Origin of the sequence: Mycobacterium intermedium (genome assembly GCF_002086275.1) — a bacterium.
In the GTDB taxonomy this organism is placed as follows: Bacteria; Actinomycetota; Actinomycetes; order Mycobacteriales; family Mycobacteriaceae; genus Mycobacterium; species Mycobacterium intermedium.
The window spans coordinates 1-1,437 of sequence record NZ_MVHT01000237.1; the positions used below are offsets into that span (position 1 = coordinate 1).

Consider the following 1,437-nt stretch of genomic DNA (forward strand, 5'->3'; position numbering starts at 1 on the left):
CATCTGGGCTCAGCCCATGATGACGGCGAACTTGTGGCGCTCAAGGCGGCCGCTGCCCAGCGGTTGGCGGCGAATCAGGCCGTGCTCGATCTCGATGTGACCGCACCGGCCGGCTCGGCGCCGTTGCCGATCACTTCGACGCGAATGACACACTTGTGGGACGCCCTGTGTGCCGCGTACCGGATCTTGGGTTTCGATTCAGCCGCTAAGGGCGACACTGTGTTTCGCGACCTGGTGCTGGCCCGGATCATCGAACCCAGCAGCAAGATCGACGCCGAACGGGTACTCACCGAAGTCGGTGTCGAACCCGCCTCCTATGCCACGGTGAAGCGGCGCTTGCCTACCTATGCGACACCGCGGTGGCGTCAATCCCTGCCGCGGCCAGTGCGCGGCGTGCCGGGTTGGGGCCGGGGTCGCTGGTGCTCTTCGATGTCTCCACGCTCTACTTCGAAACCGATGCCGGTGACGGGTTCCGCGAACCAGGCTTCTCCAAGGAGCGCCGGCTAGAGCCGCAGATCACCCTCGGGTTGTTGACCGACGCCGACGGGTTCCCGCTCACCGTGGCGGCTTTCGAAGGCAATAAGGCCGAAACCGCCACCATGCTGCCGGTCATCAACGCCTTCAAGGCCGCCCACCATCTCAGCGATGTCACCGTCGTCGCAGATGCCGGCATGATCTCTGAGGCCAACCAGATCGCGATCAAAGCCGCGGGGCTGTCGTTCATCCTGGGCACCCGCATCCCGTACCTGCCCGACGTGGTGCGCGAATGGCACGACCAGCACAAAGATGAAGCTGTCCCCGATGGCTTGGTGCTGACCCAGCCGTGGCCGGCCACCGCTGCGGAGAAGACCCGCGGTATCCCGGATCGGGTCGTCTACTACCAGTTCCGCACCGATCGGGCCCGACGCACGCTGCGCGGCATCGACGAGCAGATCCGCAAGGCCGAACGCGCCGTCGACGGGCACGTACCGGTCAAACGCAACCGCTACATCCAGCTCACCGGCGCCACCAAGAGCATCAACCGCACGTTAGAGACCAAGACCCGCGCGCTGGCCGGCTGGAAGGGCTACACCACCAACCTGACCACTGCCTCCTCGACATTCGTGATCGACGCCTACCACCAGCTCTGGCGCATCGAGAAGAGTTTCCGGATGTCCAAGCACGACCTGCAGGCCCGCCCGATCTATCACCACCTGCGCGATTCCATCGAAGCCCACCTCAGCATCGTGGTCGCCGCGATGGCCGTCAGCCACTACATCGAAGCCCAAACAGGTTGGAGCATCAAGAAATTCGTCCGCACCGCCCGCCGCTACCGCACCGTGAAGATCCAAGCGGGAAACCACACCCTCACCGCCGCCGACCCACTACCCGACGACCTACGCATTGCGCTGCTCGAAATCCGCGCCGACGGTGCGCACTAATTTGAGCCAAGTCGGG

General features: G+C 64.6%; 1 pseudogene. It reads left to right on the forward strand.

Annotated elements, in window-relative coordinates:
* A pseudogene (locus tag BST27_RS30400) lies at positions 1-1,421 on the forward strand (IS1634 family transposase); the annotation flags it as partial.
* Positions 1,422-1,437: the final 16 nt, after the last annotated feature.